At 63.5% G+C, this 6,826-nt stretch carries 7 protein-coding genes and 1 riboswitch; of the genes, 6 read left to right on the top strand and 1 reads right to left on the bottom strand.

Features of this window, described 5'->3' with window-relative positions:
• Positions 1-381: 381 nt before the first annotated feature.
• Positions 382-496: riboswitch (guanidine-I (ykkC/yxkD leader) on the top strand.
• A 100-nt stretch (positions 497-596) separates the two neighbouring features.
• The 6 genes from AC0L2R_RS11570 (at position 597) to AC0L2R_RS11545 (ending at position 5,782) form a co-directional block, all read left to right on the top strand.
• Positions 597-1,661, top strand: a complete 1,065-nt coding sequence (locus AC0L2R_RS11570) for a putative urea ABC transporter substrate-binding protein (RefSeq protein ID WP_473508941.1) — start codon at positions 597-599, stop codon at positions 1,659-1,661.
• Between the two features lie 105 nt (positions 1,662-1,766).
• Positions 1,767-2,579, top strand: coding sequence for an ABC transporter permease (locus AC0L2R_RS11565; protein WP_473508939.1), 813 nt, complete (start codon positions 1,767-1,769; stop codon positions 2,577-2,579).
• The gene (locus tag AC0L2R_RS11560) at positions 2,576-3,385 is read left to right on the top strand and encodes an ATP-binding cassette domain-containing protein (protein ID WP_473508937.1); all 810 of its coding nucleotides are present in this window, start codon (positions 2,576-2,578) and stop codon (positions 3,383-3,385) included. The genes AC0L2R_RS11565 and AC0L2R_RS11560 overlap by 4 nt, the downstream gene beginning before the upstream one ends.
• 12 nt (positions 3,386-3,397) lie before the next feature.
• Positions 3,398-4,606: an agmatinase family protein gene (locus tag AC0L2R_RS11555; RefSeq protein ID WP_128171904.1), complete on the top strand. Its 1,209-nt coding sequence runs from the start codon at positions 3,398-3,400 to the stop codon at positions 4,604-4,606.
• 2 nt (positions 4,607-4,608) lie between these two features.
• Positions 4,609-5,142, top strand: a complete 534-nt coding sequence (locus AC0L2R_RS11550; protein WP_473508935.1) for a hypothetical protein — start codon at positions 4,609-4,611, stop codon at positions 5,140-5,142.
• 37 nt (positions 5,143-5,179) lie between these two features.
• Positions 5,180-5,782 carry a HupE/UreJ family protein gene (locus AC0L2R_RS11545; protein WP_473508933.1) on the top strand — a complete coding sequence of 201 codons (603 nt, stop codon included), beginning with the start codon at positions 5,180-5,182 and terminating at the stop codon, positions 5,780-5,782.
• A gap of 157 nt (positions 5,783-5,939) precedes the next feature.
• Here AC0L2R_RS11545 and AC0L2R_RS11540 read toward each other — a convergent pair whose 3' ends face one another.
• Entirely contained in the window at positions 5,940-6,653 is a 714-nt protein-coding gene (locus tag AC0L2R_RS11540; RefSeq protein WP_023800160.1) for a GntR family transcriptional regulator, read from the bottom strand.
• Positions 6,654-6,826: the final 173 nt, after the last annotated feature.

Below are 6,826 nucleotides of genomic sequence, written 5' to 3'. Positions count from 1 at the left end.
ACGCCTCTGGAGCTGTGATTCACCGGATGCCCGGCGCGGCTTACCGCGTAAGTCTGCCTTCTTGGCCTCGCTCTCCAGAACCTGCCAGTCTCCTTCCGGCCCCACACAGGTCGTTCCATAACAGCGGCTTGAAGGACCACTCCTGGCGCACACGCGCCGTCGGAGAGCTGGTGAGTTAGGTTTCCTTCCCACCCTGAGGGGGCTAACGGCCCCGGAAGCAAGCGTCAGATTTTGACCACTAGCAATCAGGCAAACTGCCCAATCCGTCGGCGATGCGATGATTTTCGCGTCACTTGTGCGAACGCTCGAAGCCGCACAGTCCACAAATGCCGGCCTTTTTGGCCTGTTCGGCATTGGCATGCTCCTTGCATCGTTGGTGATGTGCAGAGCGTCTAGGGTTCCGGCCGCAACACAGCGGTGCTGGTCCAAGAGATGCGACCGCCAGGGATGCACTGAGGCATCCGGCGGAACACGGCGGGCCAAAATCCCGGGAGAACCCTGCACGGGTTTGCTGGCGCGAACCTCTCCCGGATGCGCGCTCCGCAAACCCCAACATAAAGTCCGGACGCAATCCGGATCGCGAACAGGGGTACGCAATGCTTCGCAAGCTGGCCGCAATCATCCTAGCCGCATCACTCAGCCTTCCCATCGTTTCCGCTGCCGACGCGGCGCCCAAGAAAGACTTCAAGATATGCTGGTCGATCTATGTCGGCTGGATGCCGTGGGGCTATCTCTCCGACAGCGGCATCATGAAGAAATGGGCAGACAAGAACGGCATCAATGTCGAGATCACCCGCATCAACGACTATGTCGAAAGCATCAACCAGTACACCGCCGGCGGTTTCGACGGCTGTTCGATGACCAACATGGACGCGCTGTCGATCCCCGCAGGCGGCGGCGTCGACACCACCGCCTTGATCATCGGCGACTTCTCCAACGGCAATGATGCGGTGATCCTCAAGGACAAGGTAGCGCTCGCCGACATTGCCGGCCAGAAGGTCAATCTCGTCGAACTCTCCGTCTCGCATTACCTGCTGGCGCGGGCGCTGGACACGGTCGAGCTCGCCGAGAAGGACATTACCGTCGTCAACACGTCCGACGCCGACATGGTCGCCGCCTATGGCACCAGCGACGTCACCTCGGTCGTTACCTGGAACCCGCTGGTTTCCGAGATCGTCGCCATGCCGGGTGCGCACAAGGTTTTTGATTCCGCGCAGATTCCCGGTGAGATCATCGACATGATGGTCGTCAACACCGAGACGCTGAAGGACAATCCGGCATTGGGCAAGGCGCTTGTCGGCGCGTGGTACGAGGTGATGGACCTGATGACCTCCGACACGCCGGAAGGCAAGGCAGCCAAGGAGGAGATGGCCAAGGCGTCCGGCACCGACCTCGGCGGCTTCGACGCCCAGCTTGCCTCGACGGCAATGTTCTTCGATCCCGCCAAGGCGGTCGAGTTCACCAAAGGCAGCGAATTGCCGAAGACAATGGATCTTGTCCGCAACTTCCTGTTCAGCCACGGCATTCTCGGCACCAACGCGACGAGCGTCGACGTCGTCGGCATGAGCTTTGCCGATGGATCGACGCTGGGCGACGCCAACAACGTCAAGCTGCGTTTCGATCCAGCCTTCATGGCCGAGGCGGCCACCGCGACGCCCTGACCCGACATGCTGGCCAAGGGAATGAGTGCCAGGGATGAAGCCTCCGCGACGGGCGGGGAGGGCACCACACGCCCTTCCCGGCCAAAGCCGAGGGTGCGCCTTCGCATGATCAATGCGAAGGTTTCGCGCGGCGGCGCCTTGTTCCTCGGCGGCTTGCCGTTCTTGTTCGTGGCGATCGCCTATCTCTTCGCTTCGGCGCAACGACTGGCGGTCAATCCCAGCGACAAGCTGCTGCCTTCGCCGGTACAGATGTGGTCGGCCTTTCTTGACCTTGCCACGGTGCCGGACAAGCGCTCGGGCGACCTCATCCTGTGGGTCGACACCTATGCCAGTCTCCTCAGGCTATTCGCGGGCGTGGGCGTTGCCACGGTCGCCGCGCTTTCGCTCGGCATTGCCATCGGCTTCATCCCGCGGGTGCGGGCGTTCCTGCTGCCGTTCGTCACCGTCGTTTGCGTCATCCCTCCGCTGGCGCTGCTGCCGATCCTGTTCATCGCGCTCGGCCTCGGCGAAACGGCCAAGATCACGCTGATCGCCGTCGGCGTCGCGCCGGTAATGGTGCGCGACATCGCCAACCGGGTGATGGAACTGCCACCAGAGTTGGTGGCCAAGGCGCAAACGCTTGGCGGCAACAGCTGGACCACGGTCTTGCGGCTGGTGCTGCCGCAGATCATGCCGCGCCTCATCACTTGCGTGCGGCTGGCACTCGGGCCGGCCTGGCTGTTCCTGATCGCCGCCGAAGCCATCGCCTCGACCGAAGGGCTGGGTTACCGCATCTTCCTCGTCCGCCGCTATCTCTCGATGGACGTCATCCTGCCCTATGTCGCCTGGATCACGCTGCTTGCCGTGATCACCGACTGGCTGCTGGTGCGGCTGTCGCGGGCAATCTCCCCTTGGGCGCATCCGGTGGAGGCCAGATGAGTCGCATCGTCGTTCACGGGCTGGAAAAGAGTTATGGCGATGCCCACGTGCTCGAGCGGGTCAACGTCACCGCCGAAGCCGGCGAATTCCTGTCGCTGGTCGGCGCCAGCGGCTGCGGAAAATCGACGTTCCTGCGCATCCTGCTCGGCCAGGAGCAGCAGAGCAGCGGTGTCGTCATCGTCGGCGATGGCCCGATCGTGCCCGAGCCGACGCCACAGCGCGGCATCGTCTTCCAGCGCTATTCGGTGTTTCCGCATCTGACCGCCATGCAGAACCTGCTGCTGGTCGAAGACTTTCGCTCGGGCGGGCCGTTTGGCCGCGTCTTCGGCGCCAGGCGCAGAAACGCCAGGCAACAGGCCCAGGCCATGCTGGCACGGGTTGGCCTTGCCCATGCGCGTGACCTCTATCCGGCATCGCTCTCCGGCGGCATGCAGCAGCGGCTGGCGATTGCGCAGACCTTGCTTGGCCGTCCGCAGATACTGCTTCTCGACGAGCCGTTCGGTGCGCTCGATCCCGGCATCCGCGTCGAGATGCACGACCTGCTGACCGAGCTGTGGACCGAGCATGGCATGACGGTGGTGATGGTCACCCACGATATCGGCGAGGCCTTCAAGCTCGGCACCCGTGTGCTGGTCTTCGACAAGGTGCGCCACGATCCGCAGTTCCCGTCGGCTTACGGCGCGACGATCACCTACGATCTGAGGCTCGATCGCAAGACCCGGGCTTCCTCTCATCACTTGGCCAAGGTGGCCGCGATGGTCGGGACGACCCGGCCGGATACAGCAATGGCGACGACGGCGTCGTAACGGAGAGTTTGAATGTCCAGAGATATCCCCGAACGCAGCCACCGCCGTGCAGGGCTCGTCGCCCGGGCGGCCAGGGAGCGTTTTCACCACCCCGATTTCGACGCCCGCGGCACGCAGGGCTGGAAGTCGATCGAGGCCGAGGGCAAGCTGCCGGAAAGCGGCTGGCGCAAGGAGCAGCAATGGGCGCTCGACATGGGCCTGCCGGGGTCGGAGTCGATCGTCGACAAGTCGATCCCGACATTCGCGCGCGGCGAGCTGCCGCATTTCGCCGGCATCAATACCTTTCTCAAGGCGCCCTATGTCGAGAACGTCCGCGATGTCGGCAAATATGATGCTGCCGTCATCGGCATTCCTTTCGACAGCGGCACCACCTACCGGCCGGGAACCCGCTTCGGGCCGCAAGGCATTCGCCGCATCTCGGCGCTCTATACGCCGTACAATTACGAGCTCGGCGTCGATTTGCGCGAGCAGATGACGCTGTGCGACGCCGGCGACGTCTTCACCATTCCCGCCAACCTGGAAAAGAGTTTTGACCAGATCACCAAGGGCGTCAGCCATGTCGCCTCGTCCGGCGCGCTGCCGATCATGCTGGGCGGCGACCATTCGATCGGCTTCCCTTGCGTGCGCGGCATCGCCGACGTGACCTCGAAGCGCATCGGCATCATCCATTTCGATCGCCATATCGACATCCAGGAAAAGGATCTCGACGAGCGCATGCACACCACGCCCTGGTACTGGGCGACCAACCTGCCGAATGTCTCGGCGACCAATCTCGTGCAGCTCGGCATCGGCGGCTGGCAGGTTCCCCGCTACGGCGTCGCCGAGGCGAGAAAGCGCGGCACCAACGTGCTGACCATTGCCGACATCGAGCAGATGGGCCTCGAGAAGGCGGCGGAAATCGCGCTCGAGCTCGCATGGAAGGACACCGACGCCGTCTATATCTCTTTCGACGTCGACAGCCTCGATTGCGGTTTCGTACCCGGCACCGGCTGGCCTGAGCCGGGCGGCTTCCTGCCGCGCGAGGCGCTCAAGCTGCTTGGGCTGGTGACGGCGCCTGGCATTTGCGGCCTGGAAGTGGTCGAGGTCTCGCCGCCCTACGACACGTCGGACATCACCGCGCTGTTCGGCGTGCGTGTCGTCGTCGAAGCGCTCGGCTCGATGGTCGCCCACGGCAATCTCGGCAAGCACAAATCGATCATCGACAAACCGGTGAGTTTTTGACCATGCACGACGATCATCACCACAGTCATGGCCATGGCGACGGCCACCATCATCACGGGCCGAACGGTCATCATGACCATCCGCACGCCCCCGGCCACAACGGGCCCGCTGGCAAGCCGCTGCAATGGCAGACGCCGCATCTGCCGGACCAGGCTCACGAGTTGCCGGCTGATCCCGCATCGGTCGACCTCGACCTTGTCGAAACCGCCTTCCTCGAAGGCTTTGCGCGGGCGCCGGACCCATCCAGCTTTCTGCGCCTGGCCGGCATACCCTTTGTCGGCGAGAGGGCCGACGGCGTGCGGCTTCATCTCTTGCGCGTCGAGACCGAGGATCTGGTCGACGTCGGCGCGGTCATGCCGCTCGTCGGCGGCACCGGCGTCGCCTATCACCCGCTGCCGGCGCGCCTGACATCGCACCGTCGACGGCTCGCCTTCATCTATCACGATGGCGCTGAGCAAAAGCCGCTCGGCTTCGCCGCGGCGCGTGCCCTAGCGGACCGTTCCGCCGCTTCGCAATTCACCGTTCCCGGGCACTGAAACCGGAATCCGTCACTCTCATCGAACAGGTACAATCATGAAAACTTCCGCAAGCATGAAGATATTTGCAAGACTTGGCATCCTTTCAGCTCTCGCTGCCGTCACGCCGTCGCTGGCGTTTGCCCATAGCGGCGGCGCTCACGTCCACGGTTTTTTCGCCGGCCTCGAACATCCTCTGTTCGGCATGGATCACCTGCTCGCAATGGTTGCAGTCGGCATGATCGGCGCCCCTGCCGGCGGGCGCAGCATTGTCCTTGTGCCGCTGTTCTTTGTCTCGGCCATGGTCGCAGGGGCCTTTCTCGGCATGGCCGGCATCGGCCTGCCTTCGCTTGAAACCGGCATCGCGCTGTCGCTTGTGGTCTTCGGCGCCATGGTCGGCCTCGTCAGCCCGCTGCCGCTGGCCGCCGCGGCGGCACTGACGGCCCTGTTCGGCCTCTTCCACGGCAACGCCCACGGCCTTGAGAGTCCCGAGAGCGCCGGCGGCATCGCCTACGCCGCTGGCTTCATGCTCGCCACGTCGATGCTGCATGCAATCGGCATTCTGTCCGCTGTCAAGCTGGCTCGTTGGCCGACGACGGTCCGCACCGCTGGAATCGCCACCTCGCTGGTTGGAATGGCCATGGCGGCCCAAGCTTTTTGAGACGTAGGCAGTCGGCGAACAGAACTGGAAAGCAGATGAGCCAGAAGTGGTCGATGAGGCTGCGGCGCGTCCGCGATTTGCTGTACCAGATCCTGAAGGTCCGAGCCCAACGGCTTTGAGGGGCGCGGTATTCGCGTCCCTCCGGTCGAAATGAGCGTCAGAACTCGAGCGCCTGCCTGAGCGCCGGACCGCTCCTGACACGCAGATCGAGGTCGGCCTCGATATGATCGATGTGATGCAGCATCAGCGCGCTGGCGCGTTCGGAATTGCCATTTTCCAGCGCCTCCAGGATATTCATGTGCTCACTATGGCCGCAGCTCGAGACGCCCGAGCGGCCGTAGAGCGCGATCACCAGCGATGACCGCGCCACCAGTTCTTCCATGAAGCGCTGGAGGATGGCGTTTCCGGCAACCGAAGCCAGCAGCAGGTGAAAATCGCCCGAAGCCTTGATTTCCGAGCGTCTTGCATTTGGTCCGCGTTCGGCAATGAAGCGGCCCTCTTCATCGAGCTGCGCCTTGAAGGCAGCGACATGGTCCGGCGTCATCCGCCCGGCTGCCGCAATCGCTATGCCGGGCTCGATCAGCCGGCGCGAAGCGAAGACCTGGCGCGCTTCCTCCGGCGACGGGTTGGCGACGAAGGCGCCACGATTGCGCTCGGTCCGTACCAGGCCTTCGAAGGAGAGCATCTGCAGCGCCGCGCGCGCCACGGTGCGGCTGACATCGAATAAAGTGCCGACCTCGCCTTCCGACAGTTTGGTTCCGGGCGCCAGCCGGCGGTCGACGATCGCGTCGCGCAACTGGTCGCGGATCGCCTGGGCGCGATCCTCGTTGGCACTGTCGACAGCAGGGAAAGTCTGGTCGGCTATATTCATGATGGTGATCCCTGCGCCTTTCTACCCTGAATCGGGTCGCTTGCACGAGGGGCAAAGTGAATACGATGCCGGAAAAGATTGCATACGATTTTTGCGAGAATCGATGGCGATCGCCTATAATTTGTGCATTCTCAGGCATGCCGTTTCGAGGGGCAGCCGGAGGCAATTCTGAT

This window comes from Mesorhizobium sp. WSM4820, from assembly GCF_055811075.1.
The sequence above is the reverse complement of the archived record's forward strand: the minus strand, read 5'-3'. Positions and strand labels throughout refer to the sequence as shown.

What these genes read in the sequence shown, in the direction of transcription:
- AC0L2R_RS11540 (WP_023800160.1), bottom strand. Translation starts at nt 6,653, where the DNA reads ATGAATATAGCCGACCAGACTTTCCCTGCTGTCGACAGTGCCAACGAG.
- AC0L2R_RS11550 (WP_473508935.1), top strand. Translation starts at nt 4,609, where the DNA reads ATGCACGACGATCATCACCACAGTCATGGCCATGGCGACGGCCACCAT.
- AC0L2R_RS11565 (WP_473508939.1), top strand. Translation starts at nt 1,767, where the DNA reads ATGATCAATGCGAAGGTTTCGCGCGGCGGCGCCTTGTTCCTCGGCGGC.
- AC0L2R_RS11560 (WP_473508937.1), top strand. Translation starts at nt 2,576, where the DNA reads ATGAGTCGCATCGTCGTTCACGGGCTGGAAAAGAGTTATGGCGATGCC.
- AC0L2R_RS11555 (WP_128171904.1), top strand. Translation starts at nt 3,398, where the DNA reads ATGTCCAGAGATATCCCCGAACGCAGCCACCGCCGTGCAGGGCTCGTC.
- AC0L2R_RS11545 (WP_473508933.1), top strand. Translation starts at nt 5,180, where the DNA reads ATGAAAACTTCCGCAAGCATGAAGATATTTGCAAGACTTGGCATCCTT.
- AC0L2R_RS11570 (WP_473508941.1), top strand. Translation starts at nt 597, where the DNA reads ATGCTTCGCAAGCTGGCCGCAATCATCCTAGCCGCATCACTCAGCCTT.